Annotated in this window: 15 protein-coding genes; 10 read left to right on the top strand and 5 right to left on the bottom strand. The window is 65.5% G+C overall.

Features of this window, described 5'->3' with window-relative positions:
- The first annotated feature begins 2 nt into the window (after positions 1-2).
- The 3 genes from purE (at position 3) to P0D89_RS11935 (ending at position 2,884) form a co-directional block, all read left to right on the top strand.
- A complete protein-coding gene (gene purE / locus P0D89_RS11945) occupies positions 3-521 on the top strand; it encodes a 5-(carboxyamino)imidazole ribonucleotide mutase (protein ID WP_408236362.1) in 519 nt (172 codons plus the stop codon).
- Between the two features lie 106 nt (positions 522-627).
- Positions 628-1,824: a 5-(carboxyamino)imidazole ribonucleotide synthase gene (locus P0D89_RS11940; protein WP_408356097.1), complete on the top strand. Its 1,197-nt coding sequence runs from the start codon at positions 628-630 to the stop codon at positions 1,822-1,824.
- A gap of 10 nt (positions 1,825-1,834) precedes the next feature.
- Entirely contained in the window at positions 1,835-2,884 is a 1,050-nt protein-coding gene (locus P0D89_RS11935; protein WP_408356099.1) for an L-threonylcarbamoyladenylate synthase, read from the top strand.
- 56 nt (positions 2,885-2,940) lie between these two features.
- Here P0D89_RS11935 and P0D89_RS11930 read toward each other — a convergent pair whose 3' ends face one another.
- The 3 genes from P0D89_RS11930 to dacB form a co-directional block, all read right to left on the bottom strand.
- Positions 2,941-4,194 carry an SGNH/GDSL hydrolase family protein gene (locus tag P0D89_RS11930; RefSeq protein WP_408356101.1) on the bottom strand — a complete coding sequence of 418 codons (1,254 nt, stop codon included), beginning with the start codon at positions 4,192-4,194 and terminating at the stop codon, positions 2,941-2,943.
- Between the two features lie 94 nt (positions 4,195-4,288).
- The gene (locus P0D89_RS11925; RefSeq protein ID WP_408356103.1) at positions 4,289-5,266 is read right to left on the bottom strand and encodes a sterol desaturase family protein; all 978 of its coding nucleotides are present in this window, start codon (positions 5,264-5,266) and stop codon (positions 4,289-4,291) included.
- A 189-nt stretch (positions 5,267-5,455) separates the two neighbouring features.
- Positions 5,456-7,156 (bottom strand): D-alanyl-D-alanine carboxypeptidase/D-alanyl-D-alanine endopeptidase, encoded by a 1,701-nt coding sequence (dacB, locus tag P0D89_RS11920; protein WP_408356105.1) that lies wholly within the window; start codon positions 7,154-7,156, stop codon positions 5,456-5,458.
- 314 nt (positions 7,157-7,470) lie between these two features.
- Here dacB and P0D89_RS11915 point away from each other — a divergent pair, with 314 nt between their 5' ends.
- From P0D89_RS11915 to P0D89_RS11890, 6 genes are all read left to right on the top strand, one after another.
- A complete protein-coding gene (locus P0D89_RS11915) occupies positions 7,471-8,133 on the top strand; it encodes a response regulator (RefSeq protein ID WP_149671932.1) in 663 nt (220 codons plus the stop codon).
- A gap of 4 nt (positions 8,134-8,137) precedes the next feature.
- The gene (locus P0D89_RS11910; RefSeq protein WP_408356108.1) at positions 8,138-9,439 is read left to right on the top strand and encodes an ATP-binding protein; all 1,302 of its coding nucleotides are present in this window, start codon (positions 8,138-8,140) and stop codon (positions 9,437-9,439) included.
- A gap of 159 nt (positions 9,440-9,598) precedes the next feature.
- Positions 9,599-11,131, top strand: a complete 1,533-nt coding sequence (locus P0D89_RS11905; protein WP_408376620.1) for a DegQ family serine endoprotease — start codon at positions 9,599-9,601, stop codon at positions 11,129-11,131.
- A gap of 285 nt (positions 11,132-11,416) precedes the next feature.
- On the top strand, positions 11,417-11,914 hold the full coding sequence (locus P0D89_RS11900) for a carboxypeptidase-like regulatory domain-containing protein (protein ID WP_408356112.1): 498 nt from the start codon (positions 11,417-11,419) through the stop codon (positions 11,912-11,914).
- A 161-nt stretch (positions 11,915-12,075) separates the two neighbouring features.
- Positions 12,076-12,468, top strand: coding sequence for a DUF427 domain-containing protein (locus P0D89_RS11895; protein WP_408356114.1), 393 nt, complete (start codon positions 12,076-12,078; stop codon positions 12,466-12,468).
- A 33-nt stretch (positions 12,469-12,501) separates the two neighbouring features.
- Positions 12,502-13,251 carry an SRPBCC family protein gene (locus P0D89_RS11890; RefSeq protein ID WP_408356116.1) on the top strand — a complete coding sequence of 250 codons (750 nt, stop codon included), beginning with the start codon at positions 12,502-12,504 and terminating at the stop codon, positions 13,249-13,251.
- Between the two features lie 313 nt (positions 13,252-13,564).
- Here the strand turns inward: P0D89_RS11890 and P0D89_RS11885 are convergent, their stop codons facing one another.
- Positions 13,565-14,560 (bottom strand): helix-turn-helix domain-containing protein, encoded by a 996-nt coding sequence (locus P0D89_RS11885; protein WP_408356118.1) that lies wholly within the window; start codon positions 14,558-14,560, stop codon positions 13,565-13,567.
- A 192-nt stretch (positions 14,561-14,752) separates the two neighbouring features.
- Between P0D89_RS11885 and P0D89_RS11880 the strand changes: the two genes are divergently transcribed.
- Entirely contained in the window at positions 14,753-15,385 is a 633-nt protein-coding gene (locus P0D89_RS11880) for a cysteine hydrolase family protein (protein ID WP_408356120.1), read from the top strand.
- 188 nt (positions 15,386-15,573) lie between these two features.
- On the opposite strand, the gene P0D89_RS11875 is transcribed toward P0D89_RS11880, so the two are convergent.
- Positions 15,574-16,215 (bottom strand): TetR family transcriptional regulator, encoded by a 642-nt coding sequence (locus P0D89_RS11875; protein ID WP_408356184.1) that lies wholly within the window; start codon positions 16,213-16,215, stop codon positions 15,574-15,576.
- Between the last annotated feature and the right edge of the window lie 371 nt (positions 16,216-16,586).

Genomic DNA, 16,586 nt, shown 5'->3' with positions numbered 1-16,586 from the left:
AGATGAGTGAAGCTCAGACCGCCCATACGCATGGCGCGCCGGTTGTCGGCGTGCTGATGGGCTCCAGTTCCGACTGGGAAATCATGAAGAACGCCGTGGCGATCTTGCAGGAATTCGGCGTGCCGTATGAAGCGAAGGTAGTGTCCGCGCACCGCATGCCCGACGAAATGTTCGCCTATGCTGAAAGTGCGCGCGAGCGCGGCATTCGCGCGATCATCGCGGGTGCGGGCGGCGCGGCGCATCTGCCGGGCATGCTGGCCGCCAAGACCACGGTGCCGGTGCTCGGCGTGCCGGTGGCGAGCAAGTATCTGAAGGGTGTCGATTCGTTGCATTCGATCGTGCAGATGCCCAAGGGCGTGCCGGTCGCAACCTTTGCAATCGGCGAAGCGGGCGCGGCGAATGCGGCGCTGTTCGCGGTGTCGCTGCTGAGCGGCACGAGTCCCGAGTATGCGGAAAAGCTGGCCGCGTTCCGCGTGCGCCAGAACGAAGCGGCTCACGCAATGGTATTGCCGGCGCTGTAATAGCAGCGCGCGGGCTGATCGTTTTAAGACGTCCCCTGTCCGACCCCCGGCGGGGTGCCCGTAGTCGCACGACTGCAGACGCACCCGGCCGCGACCGACCACTAAGATGAACCCAGACAACACACCGATTTCACCGATTCTGCCCGGCGCATGGCTTGGCATGGTCGGTGGCGGCCAGCTCGGCCGCATGTTCTGCTTTGCCGCCCAGGCGATGGGCTATCGCGTCGCCGTCCTCGATCCGGACGAAAACAGTCCGGCGGGCGCCGTCGCCGACCGCCATCTGCGCGCGGCGTACGACGACGAGGCGTCGTTGACCGAACTCGCGCGACTGTGCGCGGCGGTGTCGACCGAATTCGAGAATGTGCCGGCCGCGAGCCTCGACTTTCTCGCGAAGACCACCTTCGTGAGTCCGGCGGGCCGTTGCGTCGCGGTGGCTCAGGATCGCATCGCCGAGAAGCGCTTTATCGCGTCGTCGGGCGTGGCGGTGGCGCCGCACGTGGTGATCGAGTCGTCGGACGCGCTGGCCGCGCTCGACGACGCCAAACTCGAAGCCGTGCTGCCGGGCATCCTCAAGACCGCGCGCATGGGCTACGACGGCAAAGGCCAGATCCGCGTGCGCAACGCCGAGGAAGTGCGCGAGGCGCATGCGTCGCTCGGCGGCGTGCCGTGCGTGTTGGAAAAGCGTTTGCCGCTGAAGTTCGAAGTGTCGGCGTTGATCGCGCGTGGGTCGAGCGGCGCGTCGGCGGTGTATCCGCTCGCGCAGAACACGCACCGCGACGGCGTGCTGTCGCACACCATCGTGCCGGCGCCGGACGCGAGCGCGACTCTCGTTCAGCAGGCGCAACAGGCCGCGCTGCAGATCGCGGACAAGCTCGGATACGTCGGCGTGCTGTGCGTCGAGTTCTTCATTCTCGAAGATGGTTCGCTGGTCGCCAACGAAATGGCGCCGCGTCCGCACAACTCCGGCCATTACACCGTCGACGCGTGCGCGACCAGCCAGTTCGAACAGCAGGTGCGCGCGATGACCGGCATGCCGCTCGGCGACACGCGTCAGCATTCGCCGGCGGTGATGCTGAACATTCTCGGCGACGTGTGGTTCCCGGACGGCCCGAAGCGCGCGGCGGTCACGCCTCCGTGGCACGAAGTCGCCGCGATGCCGGCGGCGCGGCTACATCTGTACGGCAAGGAAGAGGCGCGCTGCGGCCGCAAGATGGGCCACGTGAACTTCACGGCGTCTACGCTCGAAGAAGCCCGCACGGCCGGGCGAGATTGCGCGCGGCTCCTGCACATCATCACGAGTTGACGCGAGCGCCATGCCGGATCGACAGAACCCCGCTGAAGGCGCCGCGAGCGCATTGCCGGTGAGCGCCGCGCAGATCGAACACGCGGCGGCATTGCTCGACGCGGGCGGTCTGGTCGCGTTTCCCACGGAGACGGTGTATGGCCTCGGCGGCGACGCCGAGAGTCCCGACGCGGTCGCGCGCATCTACGCCGCGAAGGGCAGGCCGGCGAATCATCCGGTCATCGTGCATCTGGCGCCGCAAGGCGATCCGAACTACTGGGTAGAGCAGTTGCCGGCGGACGCGCAGCGTCTGATCGACGCGTTCTGGCCAGGGCCGCTCACGCTGATCCTGAAACGTGCCGCGCGGATTCCGGCGGCGGTCAGCGGCGGGCAGGATTCGGTGGGACTACGCTGCCCGTCGCATCCGGTCGCGCAGGCGTTGCTCGAAGCGTTCAGCGCATTGCGGGGCGGACATGGCGGCGTGGCTGCGCCGTCGGCGAATCGCTTCGGGCGCGTGAGCCCGACCACGGCGCAACACGTGCGCGACGAATTCGGCAACGCGATTCACGTGCTCGATGGTGGCGCCTCGGATGTCGGAATCGAATCGACCATCGTGGATCTGTCGCGCGGGTTTCCGGCGCTGTTGCGGCCTGGTCGCGTGACACCGCAGGATATCGCCGATGTACTCGGCGAAGCGCCGCGTTTGCCGGACGGATCCGATGCGACTGCGCCGCGGGCTTCCGGGACACTCAAGGCGCACTACGCGCCGCGCACGCCGCTGGCGTTGTTGCCGTTCGGTGCGCTCGAGCCTTTGCTCGCCGCGCGTGAAGTGGGCGAGCGGGTGGCTTTGGTTGCAAGGGTTTCGCGTGCCGGGCAATGGACCGATGCCGAAGGCGTGCATTTCATCGCCGCGCCTGAAGATCCGCAGGTGTACGCGCGTGAGTTGTACGGCTTGCTTCGCGCGCTGGATCGCGCGAACGTGTCGCGGATTCTGATCGAGAAGCTGCCCGATACGATCGAATGGATCGCGGTGAATGACCGACTCGGTCGGGCCGCGGCTGCGTTCGAAGCGAAAGGATAGGGGCGGCCTGGTTAGCACCGCTCCCATCCTTTCGCCGCTATGCGGCAATCCTCAACTTACTTCCCCAGCCCCGTCGCCGCGATCTGCTGCTGGACGTTTTGCGCGAACAAGGCGTACAAGTGCGTGGTCGGGTGGACCGTGTCCGCGAACATGTAGGTCTGGTCAGCGCCCGCCACCGTGTAGGTCTGCGGCGAGCAGAACAGCGAAGAGCCGAACTGGGTGCCGTACTGCTCCGGGGTCAGCCCGTTCGTCGCGCTCGGATTGGCCTTGGCGTAAGCGGTTGCGTTGTTCTCCATCGACGTCAGGTTACACGCCGTGCCGGTGTTGGACACCGTGAAGCCCAGCGCCTTGTAGTTCGGCAACTGCTGATCCAGCCACGTGAACGTATCGACCACGATCACCTTTCCCGTACCCACCAGGCCGAGGGCGGTCAGGTTCTGGACCAGCAGATAGTTAAATGCCGCGCTGATCCCCGTCAGCAGTGCAGCCGAGCCAGGCGTAGTCACGTTGGCTGCGACGCCAAGCGGCGTATTGCCGATGTCAGGCACATTCGACACCACCACGTGGGTCGCACCGGAGTTGACAATGTTCTGGACTTGCGCGGCGAGCTGGGTGGCGGCCTGCGCGATCTGCGGGTTGGGCAGGCCCTGCAGGTAGCCGACGATGAACGCGACCTGGCCTGCCTGCGAGTTCGGCAATTTGCCGGTCTGCACGAGCAGCGGGTATTGCGTCTGCAGCGCGGCGCCGAGCGCCGTCAGATTGGCGGTGGTCCCCGCGAACTGGAAGATGTCGTTCGCGCCGCCGTTCACCAGCACGAGCTGGTTCGAGTTGAAGCTCGTATGTGCGCTCAGGTAGTTCGCCACCTGTTTCACGACCGGCACTGTCGTAGCCGCCATGTTGTTCGGCGCCCAACCCTGGCCTTGATCGTTGACGACGTCCGAGCCGCCCTGCGCATAACCGTAGCCGCCTGCTGCGACCAGCGGCTGGCCGAAGCCGCCGAGGTACGCCGGCGTCAACGTGCCGCCGTAGTACTCGGCAACCTTCTGCGTCCACACCTCACCCGGGTTGGTCGTGAAGCGGCCGCCGCCGAAGCTCGCCTGAATCACCGGCGCATAGGTGCCGACATCCGACAGGCTGTCGCCGAACGACACCACCTGCAACTTGACGCCACCCGCAGGCGTACTGCTCGCATTGTTGTTGTTGTCATCGCTGCCGCCGCCGCAAGCCGCGAGCAGGGCGAACGCAGCGCTAGCCAGCGCGATCTGCGTGACGCGAATGAATTGACGCTTCCTCGATGCTGTTTGCTTCATATTGACTACATCTCCTCGTTTATGTGGCCTTTGTGCCATGTGTTGCAGGCAGCGCCCGCCGCGTCGGCGGCGTGGCGACAGCTTACAGAATCGTCTACGGCCTGCGCGGCGTTTGAAACGCGGCCGTATGGTTCGCATTCACGGTCGATTGCCCGGTCACCCGCTCACTCATCAACTGTTCGCATGACGGCGCATCCGCGACGGCAGAGCCGGCAGCGCGGCGCGCATGATAGTCCGCGGCCCACGCGGGCGGCGCAAACAATGCGCGCCACTTGTCGCGCCCGCCGCGCATGTTCGCGAAGTCGGTGGCCATCGACGCCCATTCGTGAAACGTCGCCTTCAGCGGGTTGTAGGTGTGCAGCGGCTCGACGATGCCGTAGACCGGCGCGTCATGCGGATCCTCGTCGACATGGCTGCCGAACAGGCGGTCCCAGATCACCAGCACGCCCGCGTAGTTGCGGTCGATGTAGCGGTCGTTGCGCGCGTGATGCACGCGATGGATCGACGGCGTATTGAACACGTATTCGAGCCAGCCGAGCTTGCCGATTGCCTGGGTGTGCACGAAGAACTGGAAGCCGAGATTGATCAGCACGATCGCGACAATCTGCTTCGGCGGGAAGCCGAGCACGGCGAGCGGAATCCAGAACAACCACATGCCGGCAATCGGATACATCAGGCTCTGGCGCAGCGCGGTCGAGAAATTCATGCGTTCCGACGAGTGATGCACGACATGCGCGGCCCACAGCCAGTGCACGCGATGGCTGCAACGATGAAACACGTAGTAGAGCAGGTCCTGCGCGATGAACAGCACGACGAACGACACCCAGCTCGCCGGCCGCGTATGGATGCGGTAGTGCTGGTAGAAAAACGCGTAGACGGGAATGATCGCGAGCCACGCGAGCTTGTCGGCGGCTTGTTGCATCAGCGCGAGCGCGGCGTTGCAGAACGTGTCGCGCCAGCTATAGATCGGCTCGCCCGCTCGCGTGCGCCGCAGGTGCCACGCCTCCCAGCCGATGCATGCGAGAAAGACTGGCGCCATGGCGAGCAGCAGCAATTCAGCATCGAATTGCATGGTGTCTTCCTCCGTGGTCCCTGGCCGCTGCGTGGTTCGCCGCGGGTGGTGTCGTTATCGTTCGAGTGAGCCGGCGTCGTCTCGGCGCGTGGCTTGTGCGACGCGCATGGCGCTGCGCGCGCATCAAACACTGCCCGACAGCGTACACGCTTAGGGCCTTGCCGCGCGCGGCTTCGCTAGAAGGAATACTCAGTGGGCCCCGCGTTTGTGCGGGTTTTTCCTGGGCTTGGCGCGCGGTTCTTCGATGCGGTCCGCGACCTTCGTGAAGCCCTGGGACGGTCCCTGATACACCCATTCGAGCAACGCGTCGTGCGCGGCGCGCGCGGCCTCCGAATGCGGATCGTTGATCAGGCTGACGACCACGTAGCTGTTGCCGTCCGCCGACGCGACATAGCCTGCGATCGCGCGCACGTCGCGCAAGGTGCCGGTCTTGATGTGCGCGTTGCCGCCCGCGCCCTGGTTGGCCAGGCGGTTGCGCATCGTGCCGTCGACGCCCGCGATCGGCAGCGACTCCACGAACACCTGCGCGACCGGGCTCGCGTTGGCCCGTTGCAGCAGATCGGCGAGCGCAAGCGCGGTGACGTGCTCGTCGCGCGACAGGCCCGAGCCGTTCTCGAGCGTCAGGTATTGCATGTTGATGCTGTCGCGGCGCAGAAATTCCTCGATCGCGCGCGCCGATTTGGCGGCCGTCGCGGGCGGCCTTTCTTCGGTGGCGCCGATCGTCAGGAACAGGTTGCGCGCCATCGTGTTGTTGCTGAACTTGTTGATGTCGCGAACGATGTCGGACAGCACCGGCCCCTGATGCGTGGCGACCAGTTTGGCGCCGGCCGGCACCGCGCCTTCGCGGGTCGCGCCGTGGAAGGTGCCGCCGGTTTGCTGCCACAGCGCGAGGAAGCCGCCCTCGAAAAACGCCGAGTGATCGAGCACCGCGACGTTGACCGTGCGCGGGTCGCAGCGCACCGAGTAGTCGCCCGTGAACGAGGCCACGACCGTGCCGTTGGGCTCCGGCGTGACGGTGGGCGACACCGAGGCCGAGTCGCCGCGGCACGGACCGTTGACCGCGCGCATCTGATTGTCGATCTGCAATTGCGCGAGCGCCGGCAGCACGTCGATCGCGACCCTGCCGTCGGGCGACGGCGTCACCGTGAACGACAGCGATTTGAACGCGTACAAAAGTGGATCGGGGCCGACGTTGTATGGCGCGGTGGCGTCGTCATCGAACGGCGGCAGATCGCGCGTCGACGGATCGAAGTAGCGCTTGTCGAGCACCAGTGCACCGTCGATCCCGTTGATGCCCGCCTTATGGATCTTCTGCACGAGGTCGATCAATTCTTCCGGCACGAGCTTCGGGTCGCCGGTGCCTTGAATATAGAGGTTGCCGTGCAGCACGCCGTTGCCGTCGAGCGTGCCGTCCGCATAGGCGCTCGTGCGCCAGCGATAGTCGGGGCCGAGGATCGACAGGCCGGCGTAGGTGGTGACCAGTTTCATCGTCGACGCGGGCATCATCGGCTTGCCGGCGTTCAGCGCGAGGAGCGGCGTGCGGTCGCCGATTTTTTCCACCACCACGCTGATCGACGACAACGGCACGCGCGCGCGCTGCAAGCCGACCATCACCGATTGCGGCAGCACCGTGGTGACGTTGACGCTCGGATGCGTCGCCTTGACGCGCGCGTGTGCGGCGAGCGGCAGCGCCGCGCCCGCACCGAGCGCGGCGCAGACGACGAGCCATGCCGCCGCGCGGGGCGCGAGCCGACGACGCACGCGGGCGGCAGAGGCGCAAGCGGCCGACGCGGAAGTGGACACGAAAGCGGCAGCAGAGACGGAAACGGCGGAACGGCGCGGCCGCAGCGCCACGCGGCGTGCGACAGAGGACAGGAAAGCGTGCGTCATGAACAGGTGAAAAGGCAAAATTTCAGGGTGTAGGGCACGCGGCAATTCGGGTGGCATCCGTGCATGGGTGTTGCGTCAAACTGGTTGACTGCGTGTTGCGCAAGCGGCATCGCCCACTCTCGCAAACGCTGCGGCCAGTTGACGCGTTTGCGCATGCGCGGGCGGCGCGCACGGGGCGAATCATCACCCCGCGACGCAAAGCGCCCATTGTAGTGACATGCCGCCAGGCTGCGGTGAAAAAAGCGCCACACGCCGCGCACGCCTGGTCGGGCGCTAGAATGCGGCATCAATCAAACGTTTCGGAACGTATAACCATGCGCATCTTGCTAGTCGAAGATGACCGGATGATCGCCGAAGGCGTGCGCAAGGCGCTGCGCGGCGAAGGCTTCGCGGTCGACTGGGTGGAAGACGGCGAAGCGGCGCTCAATGCGGCGGCGGGGCAACCTTACGATCTGGTGCTACTCGACCTCGGCCTGCCCAAGCGCGACGGTCTGGACGTGCTGCGCACGCTGCGCGCGCGCGGACACGCGCTGCCTGTGCTGATCGTCACCGCGCGCGACGCGGTGGCCGAGCGCGTCAAAGGCCTCGACGCCGGCGCTGACGATTACCTTGTCAAACCTTTCGATCTCGACGAACTCGGCGCGCGCATGCGCGCACTGATCCGGCGACAATCCGGCCGCAGCGATTCGACGATCCGCCACGGCACGTTGACACTCGACCCCGCTTCGCATCAGGTCACGCTCGACGGCGCGCCGGTCGCGTTGTCGGCGCGTGAATTTGCTCTGCTCGAAGCGCTGATCGCGCGGCCGGGCGCGGTGCTGTCGAAGAGCCAGCTCGAAGAGAAAATGTACGGCTGGGGCGAGGAGATCGGCAGCAACACCGTCGAGGTCTACATTCACGCGCTGCGCAAGAAGCTCGGCGCGGACCTGATCCGCAATGTGCGCGGTCTTGGCTACATGATCGCGAAGGACGCCTGAGTCGATGCGTTCGATTCGCCGTCAATTGCTGGTCTGGCTGCTGGCGCTGGTGCTGCTCGGCGTCGGCATTGCGGGTTGGCTGATCTATCGGCAGGCGCTTGCGGAAGCCAACGAACTGTTCGATTACCAGTTGGAGCAGATCGCCGCGGCGTTGCCGGCCGAACCGTTCTCGCAGGTGCTCGGTTCGCGCGACACCGGCGACGAAGGCATCGTGCTGCAGATATGGAACCGCAACGGCGTGCTGATGTACTACTCGCGTCCGCGTGCTCCGCTCGCGCCGCGCGCCGAACTCGGCTTCTCGACCGAACACACGGATCGTGGCGACTGGCGCGTGTATGGCGCGATCGTCGGCGACAACGTCGTGCAGCTGGCGCAGCCGCTGTCCGTGCGCAACCGGCTCGCCGCGAACGTCGCGCTGCGCACCTTGTGGCCGTTGATCGTGCTGCTGCCGCTGCTGGGCGTGGCGGTGTGGGTGATCGTCGGACGCGGGCTGAGGCCGTTGCGGCGCGTGACCAGCGCGCTCGACACGCGTCATCCCGAGGCGCTTGATCCGTTGCCGGATCGGCGTCTGCCGCTTGAAGTGCAGCCGCTCGTGCGAGCCTTGAACGGGCTACTCGAGCGGCTCGCCACCGCGCTCGATATCCAGAAAGCATTTGTCGCCGATGCCGCGCACGAATTGCGCACGCCGCTTGCCGCCGTGCAGATTCAGGCGCAACTGGTCGGGCGCGCGAAAGACGAAACCGCGCGCAATGAAGCGCTGGCGGATCTGCAAGCGGGCGTCACGCGCGCCACGCGCCTCGCCGAGCAATTGCTGGCGCTCGCGCGTTCCGAACCGGACGGCGTCGCCGGCACCGACGCCGTCGATCTGTGCGCGTTGCTGCACGAGTGCGTGGCGGCTTATGCGCCGCTCGCGCTCGATCGCGGCGTCGATCTCGGCGTCGAAGCGAGCGAGGCGGCTACCGTGATCGGCGATGCCGACGCGTTGCGCGTGATGCTCAACAATCTCGTCGACAATGCCACCAAATACACGCCGCGCGGTGGCCGGGTCGACGTCAGCCTGCGTGTCGAAGACGGGCATCCGGTGGTGCGGATCGCCGACAGCGGACCAGGGATCGACCCGGCCGAGCGCGATCGCGTGTTCGATCGCTTCTACCGCGCCGGCGCCAGCGCGAATCGCGCGCGCACCGACGTGGCGGGCAGCGGGCTAGGTCTCGCGATCGTGCGCCGCATCGTGATGCAGCACCACGCGACCGTGTCGCTCGACGAATCGCCGACGGGCGGTTTGCAGGTCACGGTGCGATTCTGACTATCAGCATTTCCGTTCGCAAAGAGCTTTGAACGAGGCCTGAATACGCCTCAGGAATAGGGCGTTAGCGATCTGGCGCTGCTTAAGACTCTTTTAAGCGATGCCACGTACGCTCCCCGACATCCAACCAAAGTCTCTTTCTCCAGTCAGGAGTACACGATGAACGCGAAAACCTTGTCCCGCAGCGCTGTTGCAGCGGCTGTCGCCGTTGCGCTTTCCGCCGGCTATGTGGCGGGCCATCGCGACGTGCCCGCACCGCAGGTGATCTCTCCGGCGCAAGCCGCGATGATGCCCGCCGAAGCCGCCGCCAAAACCGGCATCCCCGATTTCTCGGGTCTGGTCGAAACCTACGGCCCGGCCGTCGTCAATATCAGCGCGAAGCATGTGGTCAAGCAGGCTGCGCTGCGCGGTAACGGTGCTAACGGCGGCGATGGCGGCAACTTCGGCGGCGGTCAGTTGCCGATCGATCCGAGCGATCCGTTTTATCAGTTCTACAAACATTTCTTCGGCGGCATGCCGGGCATGCAAGGCGGCGGCGACGGCGGCGATGCGCCGGATCAGCCGAGCGCGAGCCTGGGCTCAGGATTCATCGTCAGCAATGACGGCTACATCCTGACCAATGCGCACGTGGTGGACGGCGCGAACGTCGTCACCGTGAAGCTCACCGACAAGCGTGAGTTCAAGGCGAAGGTGGTCGGCGCCGACAAGCAGTCCGATGTCGCCGTGCTGAAGATCGACGCGAGCAACCTGCCGACCGTGAAGATCGGCGATCCCCGTCAAAGCAAGGTCGGGCAGTGGGTGGTCGCGATCGGTTCGCCTTACGGCTTCGACAACACCGTGACCTCGGGCATCATCAGCGCGAAGTCGCGCTCGCTGCCGAACGAAAACTACACGCCGTTCATCCAGACCGACGTGCCGGTGAACCCCGGCAACTCGGGCGGCCCACTCTTCAATCTGCAAGGCGAGGTGATCGGCATCAACTCGATGATCTATTCGCAGACCGGCGGCTTCCAGGGCCTGTCGTTCGCGATCCCGATCAATGAAGCGATCAAGGTCAAGGACGACATCGTCAAGACCGGCCATGTGAGCCGCGGTCGTTTGGGTGTCGCGGTGCAGGGTATGAATCAGACTCTGGCTAACTCGTTCGGCATGCAGAAGCCGCAAGGCGCGCTGGTCAGTTCGGTCGATCCGGCCGGCCCGGCCGCCAAGGCGGGTCTGCAGCCGGGCGACGTGATCCTGTCGGTGAACGGCGAGCCGGTCAACGACTCGGCGGATCTGCCGGCGCAGATCGCGGGTATCGCACCGGGCAGTTCGGCCACCGTGCAGGTGTGGCGCGACAAGGCCGCCAAGGAGCTGAAGGTCACCATCGGCTCGTTGTCGGACGCGAAGGTCGCGTCGAACAAGGCCGATCAGCCGACCCAACTGCAAGGCCGGCTCGGCGTCGCGGTGCGGCCGCTAACGCCGGAAGAGAAGAGCGGTGCGTCGGTGTCGCATGGTCTGCTGGTGCAGCAGTCGGGCGGCGCGGCGGAAAGCGCCGGCATCCAGCCGGGCGACGTGATCCTCGCGGTCAACGGCCGGCCCGTCACGAGCGTCGATCAGTTGAAGCAGATGATCGCTGGAGCCGGCAACAGCATCGCGTTGCTGATTCAGCGCGACAACGCACAGATCTTCGTGCCGGTCGATCTCGGCTGATAGGTTCTTCTGGGCGGGACGCGCGAGCAGCACGATGGCAGTTTGCCCGACGTCTCACTCGAACCGCTTATCAATATAGGTAACGTTTGCCGGTCCCTGCATTTACTGCAACGGACCGGTTTTTTTCGCCAGTCCCAAAAGTGCGCGACATGGCGCTCCGCGCTCAAGTAGCACATTGCGGGCGTATCCACGCGCCCTGCGCCTGTTGGCACGCAGGTTGCGTCTCGTTTGTTCCGGACCCTTCGCGGGACACCGGGCGACAAGACCTTAACAAGGAGCGAACCGATGAAAACCCAACGCAATCAGCGAAGGATCGTAGCCGCTGCGGTGTGCGCAGCGCTCACGCTCGGTCTGGCGGGCGGCGTATATGCGCAGCAGGCAAGCGATGTGACCGGCGGCACGACCACCGACGACACCAGCGCGGGCAACGTCAACGGCGGCGGCCTGCCGCAAATCCAGCAGCAGGGCGACGTGTCGTTCGTATCGGGCGGCGTCGGCCTCGATGAATCGAAGGCGTTGCAAAGCGCGCAAAGTCAGTGGCCGCTGTCGCTGCGCTTTACGGGCCCCAGTTCCGAGTTCCTCGCCGACGTCCGCGTGCGGGTGGTCGACGCGCACAACAGCGAAGTGCTGAACACCACGTCGCGCGGCCCCTACATGCTGGTCAAGGTGCGCCCGGGCCGCTACACCGTGCACGCGCAGTACAAGGATCAGGAGCAGACCAAAGCGGTGACGGTTCCGGCCAAGGGCACCGCCAGATCCGCTTTTTACTGGAGCATGAAGTAAGCGGCTTCGGCTTCATGGCCGCTGATGCGACCGGTTCAGGTCCGTCGGACGAAGGCCGCGCAATCAGCTTGAGTTTGGCCGATAATGAAGCCACGGGCATGCCCGTGGCTTTGCTGTTTGTACGACCGCACACCGACCGCACACCATCACGGAGCCGAGACATGAGCGATGCGTTGACACCTCACGGAAGCCCCGGCGCGAGCACGGGCGGCCATACCATCACGATTAGCGGCAATCATCACCGGGTGCGCGTGATCCACGGTGGCGTGACCATGGCCGATACGCAGGCGGCGCTGACGCTTACCGAGACCGGTCTGCCGGACGTGTTCTACTTCCCGCGCGAACACGTCAACATGGCCCGGCTCGAACGTTCCACGCATACTTCGCACTGTCCGTTCAAGGGCGCAGCCTCGTACTTCCATCTGCGCACCGAAGACGGCGTGATCGAAAACGCCGTGTGGAGCTATGAGGCGCCGCTCGAGCCGGTCATGCAGATCAAAGGCTATCTCGCGTTTTACGCATCGCGCGTCGACCGCATCGATCAGACATCCTGATCCCGCTGTCGCGCGTTCATCGGAGAGGCTGCCATGGAACTGAACGACGCGTTACGGATTCCGCTTGCGCCGTCCGACGTTTGGGAAGCACTGCAAGATCTCGCGCTGTTGCGTGCCAGCCTCGACAACTGCGAGTCGTTCACGCGCCTCGCGCATGGCGAATATGCGCTGGTCATGACCGTGCCGCTCGGCCCGTTGCGCGCGCGTTACGAAGCGCGCGCGCACGTGGCCGGCCAGGATTCCGGGCCGGCGGATGCGCAGCGCCGCACCATCAACTTCAAGGCGCGAGCCGGCGGCATCGGCGCATTGCGCGGACAGATCGAAATACGCGTGCGCGGGGAAGAGAACGCGCATGGCGTGGGCAAGGAGCGCAGCACGCGGATTGACTACGCGATCTGGGCGACCTCGTCGGGGCCCCTCGCCGAACTGCCGACGCGCCAGCTCGAAAACGCGCTGCGTCAGCTGGCCGATGATTTTTTCGCCGAATTCGACGCGGTTGTGCGGGCCAAGCATGGGCAAGGCCCGAACCGCGCGCGCGGTTCGGCGGTGCGGCGGCAGCACGTGTTTCTGCGGCCGATCACGCTGGGCGGCATCGCGCGGCGCGCGCGCATGGATCACGGCAGCACGCTGACAACGCGAGCGGCGAGTGCGTCGCATGGTTTGTCGCATGGCGTTTCGCATCGGGAATCGGGGCCGCACGTGGTCCCCAACTGGGCTTGGGCCGCGATGATTTTTGTGGTCGCGCTACTGTTGTATGTCGCGCGCTGGATTAGCGAGCATTGACGGTGCGATTGGCCCGCGACGGTGACGGGTCGCGCTGCTGTGCGTCGGCGCGACTACGAAATCCCGGTAGGACACTACGAAACGCTGTTGATTACACCCCGCCTGCTGGGCGCGTTCGGCTGCCGCTATTGCCGTTGTCGTTCTCCACGCGTTCGCTGTTCCGCCGCTTCACGAATGGAAGGCGGACACCCTCAGCGTCGCACGCATTCCGCCGCCGCGATAGCCGTTTTCGTCTCCCAGGGCGCGTACTGTTTCCAGCTTTGGCGCATTGAATGCGTTCATCTTCAACCGTCCGACGCATTCCCCGCCGCGCTCACACCCCGCGAAACTCCCGTCGCCAGGCGGATGGCGACGTGCGAAACGCGTCCGCGAAATGCTGGCGCAGCGACGCGGCCGAGCCGAAGCCCGCGATCGTCGCAATCGCTTCCACGGACTCGTCGCTGCTCTCCAGCAACTGTTGCGCGCGCGCGAGCCGCTGCGCGAGCAGCCACGCGCCGACCGTGGCGCCGGTGGCGAGCCGGAAGCGGCGCGTGAAGGTGCGGCGGCTCATCAACGCGCGTCCGGCGAGCGTGTCGAGCGTATGCGGCACGTCCAGATTGCTGCTGACCCAATCGAGCAGGCCCGACAGCCGGTCGCCGCGCAGGTTCGGCGGCATCGGCTGCTCGACGAATTGCGCCTGATTGCCCTGCCGGTGTGGCGGCACCACCAGCCGCCGCGCGACGTAATTCGCCACCTGCGTGCCGCAAATTCTGCGCAGCACGTGCAGGCAGCAGTCGAGGCCGGCCGCGGTGCCAGCCGAGGTCATCACGTTGCCGTCGTCGACATACAGCACGTCGGGGTCGAGCCGCACGCGCGGATAGCGTCGCGCGAAATCGTCGGCCCAAGCCCAGTGGGTCGAGGCCGGACGATCGTCGAGGATGCCGGCCGCAGCCAGCACGAACGCGCCCAGGCACAGCCCGACCAGTTGCGCACCGCGCGCGTGGGCGCTGCGCAACGCATCGAGCAGCGGGGCGGACGGCGTCTCGCCGGGGTCGCGCCAGCTCGGCACGATGATCGTGTGTGCGTCGGCGAGCGCATCGAGTCCGTGCGTGACGTCGATCGAAAAGCCTGCGGTGGTGCTCAGCGGGCCCGTTTCGGCGGCACAGACGCGGAAGTCGAAATCCGGCACGCCGCCGCCGCTGCGGTCCTCGCCGAACACCACGCACGGCACCGACAGGTGGAACGGACTGATGCGGTCGAACGCGATCACGGCGACGACGTGGCGGGCCGCGGCGTCGCGCGTCGAGCCAGAGGCAGCGGGAGTCGCCATCGAACACCTCGCGAAACGAAAAAGGATGGCCCGATTCTAGCGAATCTTGTCATTCGGGTCGCTGTCGGGAAAGCCGCTACCGGCGAACAATGCTGTCATCGCGCCGCTGTGCCGCCGCGCACATCGACACACCACACCACGCGGGGCCGCGCAGCGCGAACCCTCATCCCTTCACCCGACAGGAGCTTTGCCATGACCACGCCGCGCCGTGCGCTGATCGTCATCGACGTGCAGAACGAATACGTGACCGGCGATCTGCCGATCGAATTTCCCGACGTCCAGACTTCGCTCGCCAACATCGGCCGCGCGATGGATGCGGCGCGAGGCGCCGGCATCCCGGTGGTGGTCGTGCAGAATTTCGCGCCGGCCAGCTCGCCGCTGTTCGCACGCGACAGCGTAGCGGCGGAACTGCATCCGGTGGTGGGCTCGCGCGCGCACGATCACTACGTGGAGAAATCCCTGCCGAGCGCGTTCACCGGAACCGATCTGGCCGACTGGGTCTCCGCGCAGCAAATCGACACGCTGACGGTGACCGGCTACATGACGCACAACTGCGACGCGTCGACCATCAATCACGCGGTTCACGCGGGGCTGGCGGTGGAATTTCTGCACGACGCGACGGGCTCGGTGCCCTACGAGAACAGCGCGGGCTTTGCCAGCGCAGAGGAGATCCACCGGGTATTCAGCGTGGTGCTGCAATCGCGCTTCGCGGCGGTGGCGAGCACGGACGAGTGGCTCGCGGCAGTGACGAGCGGGGCGCCGCTCGCGCGCAGCAACATTTATGCGTCGAATCAGGCGGCGCGGGCGCACCGGGCCATTGCCTGACGCGAGTGCTCGGCGCGGGACACGTTGAGTAACCGCTGCAATGAGCGGCCGTGTCGGCTCGCACGATAAAGCCGCCACAAGACACCCGAGACTGCCGTGCACAGACGAAAACGGGCGGGTTATTCACCCGCCCGTTTTTTTGCATTGGCCAGATCACCCGATAGCCGCGCCACCGGCCCACTTACCCGCTACACCTTCCGCTTGCGCAGTGCCGGACTCAATCGCAGCGCATCGAACACCCCTTCGACCAGCTGTTGCGCATGCGCGCCGAAATCCGTCGCGTCGGGCAAAAACAGCATGTCGCGCAGCGAGCCGCTGACAAACGCATGCACCATCGCCGCAGCCAGTTTCGTGTCGAGATCCGTGGGCATTTGTCCCTTGGAGATCGCGTTGTGCAGAGCGCCTTCGATTTTCGTCAGTCCCTCGCGCATATTGGTCTGATAACGTTCCATCACCGGGCCCATTTCCTCGACCAGCTCGCATTTCAGAAACAGGATGTCGAACACGCGTCGGCGGCGCGGGTCATTGGCGGTGTCGCGCAGGCAGACCACGCAGATTTCAATCAGGCGTTTTAGCGGATCGGGCTCGTTGGGGTCCAGCGACGCGGCCTTGAGTTCGTCCAGCGGCAGCAGCACGCGGTCGAACATTTCCGTGAAGAGGTCGCTTTTGTGGGCGAAGTGCCAGTAGATTGCCCCGCGCGTGACGCCGGCGGCGTGTGCGATATCGGCGAGCGAGGTGCGCGACACGCCCTTTTCGAAGAACACGCGTTCGGCCGCATCGAGAATGCTTGTGCGCGTCTCCAACGCCTCTTCTTTGGTTCTTCTGACCATATTGGTATGACCTGCCCTGATGATGGGGTTTTCCCGAGCGTTTTTAAACCGGCCCGGTGACAATCTAACTGCTTCTAACCCCTTTAGGGATCAATCTTGCGGGGCCCCGCCCAGCAAGAGAAGCAAATGCACTTTTACATGCATTCGTGAATGTATATATAATAGCACCCCACGATCGGATAGCCCAAGCCGTGACGACCGGTTAATATCCGTCACTGTTGCCTTCCAAAACGCTCTTGCGCGTTGCCCGAACAGGGCGGCGCCGTGCGGCATTCCCCCGGTATGGCGCATTCGCATCACGATGCCCCTGCAGGTGCAATGTGCATCCACGGGCTTCCGGTCAAGCGTCGGAAGACGCATGTGTGCGCTGT

Origin of the sequence: Paraburkholderia sp. RL18-085-BIA-A, from assembly GCF_046027075.1 — a bacterium.
Classification (GTDB): domain Bacteria; phylum Pseudomonadota; class Gammaproteobacteria; order Burkholderiales; family Burkholderiaceae; genus Paraburkholderia.
The sequence above is the reverse complement of the archived record's forward strand: the minus strand, read 5'-3'. Positions and strand labels throughout refer to the sequence as shown.

What these genes read in the sequence shown, in the direction of transcription:
- P0D89_RS11895 (WP_408356114.1), top strand. Translation starts at nt 12,076, where the DNA reads ATGAGCGATGCGTTGACACCTCACGGAAGCCCCGGCGCGAGCACGGGC.
- P0D89_RS11930 (WP_408356101.1), bottom strand. Translation starts at nt 4,194, where the DNA reads ATGAAGCAAACAGCATCGAGGAAGCGTCAATTCATTCGCGTCACGCAG.
- purE (WP_408236362.1), top strand. Translation starts at nt 3, where the DNA reads ATGAGTGAAGCTCAGACCGCCCATACGCATGGCGCGCCGGTTGTCGGC.
- dacB (WP_408356105.1), bottom strand. Translation starts at nt 7,156, where the DNA reads ATGACGCACGCTTTCCTGTCCTCTGTCGCACGCCGCGTGGCGCTGCGG.
- P0D89_RS11905 (WP_408376620.1), top strand. Translation starts at nt 9,599, where the DNA reads ATGAACGCGAAAACCTTGTCCCGCAGCGCTGTTGCAGCGGCTGTCGCC.
- P0D89_RS11915 (WP_149671932.1), top strand. Translation starts at nt 7,471, where the DNA reads ATGCGCATCTTGCTAGTCGAAGATGACCGGATGATCGCCGAAGGCGTG.
- P0D89_RS11940 (WP_408356097.1), top strand. Translation starts at nt 628, where the DNA reads ATGAACCCAGACAACACACCGATTTCACCGATTCTGCCCGGCGCATGG.
- P0D89_RS11875 (WP_408356184.1), bottom strand. Translation starts at nt 16,215, where the DNA reads ATGGTCAGAAGAACCAAAGAAGAGGCGTTGGAGACGCGCACAAGCATT.
- P0D89_RS11925 (WP_408356103.1), bottom strand. Translation starts at nt 5,266, where the DNA reads ATGCAATTCGATGCTGAATTGCTGCTGCTCGCCATGGCGCCAGTCTTT.
- P0D89_RS11890 (WP_408356116.1), top strand. Translation starts at nt 12,502, where the DNA reads ATGGAACTGAACGACGCGTTACGGATTCCGCTTGCGCCGTCCGACGTT.
- P0D89_RS11910 (WP_408356108.1), top strand. Translation starts at nt 8,138, where the DNA reads ATGCGTTCGATTCGCCGTCAATTGCTGGTCTGGCTGCTGGCGCTGGTG.
- P0D89_RS11935 (WP_408356099.1), top strand. Translation starts at nt 1,835, where the DNA reads ATGCCGGATCGACAGAACCCCGCTGAAGGCGCCGCGAGCGCATTGCCG.
- P0D89_RS11900 (WP_408356112.1), top strand. Translation starts at nt 11,417, where the DNA reads ATGAAAACCCAACGCAATCAGCGAAGGATCGTAGCCGCTGCGGTGTGC.
- P0D89_RS11885 (WP_408356118.1), bottom strand. Translation starts at nt 14,560, where the DNA reads ATGGCGACTCCCGCTGCCTCTGGCTCGACGCGCGACGCCGCGGCCCGC.
- P0D89_RS11880 (WP_408356120.1), top strand. Translation starts at nt 14,753, where the DNA reads ATGACCACGCCGCGCCGTGCGCTGATCGTCATCGACGTGCAGAACGAA.